This is a genomic window from Gordonia sp. GN26 (assembly GCF_054823965.1).
Genome location: NZ_JSYC01000173.1, coordinates 1 through 403 on the forward strand (window position 1 = coordinate 1; position 403 = coordinate 403).

Sequence of the window (403 nt, forward strand, 5' to 3'; positions counted from 1 at the left end):
CTGGGTCGGCAACCCGCGGTGACTCTTACCGAGGAGGCCGTCGTCGAAGACGGCTTTGAGGAGTGCGTTGACGGCGTCGTGGTTGAGCTGGGCGGGGGTGCGGTCATCGCGCTCAGTAGCCGCGGCAACAACCTCTGGGTCGGCGTCTTCGATCGATCCGTGTGGGGAGTTGGGGTCGTCGGGGTTGTTCATGCCCGGTTTGGCCCAGACGGCGAGCAGCATGGTGACCCGGGCAAGGAGTTCGGGGGTGAGGTTGGCGGTGAGTTTGGCGGTGCCGTCGACGCGTTGGCGGTGGACTGACAGGTTGCGTCGGCGTGTGCGGTCGGTGTCGTCGGCGAGTGTGCCATCGGGATCGAGGTGGGCCAGCAGCCGCGCACCGAGGGCAGCGATGTCGGCGGGGGTG

Annotated in this window: 1 protein-coding gene; it reads right to left on the reverse strand. The window is 68.0% G+C overall.

Annotation, left to right across the window (positions count from 1 at the left end; translation table 11 throughout):
- A partial coding sequence (locus OK17_RS22165) for a DUF222 domain-containing protein (protein ID WP_461418778.1) occupies positions 1-403 on the reverse strand: 403 nt, incomplete at both ends.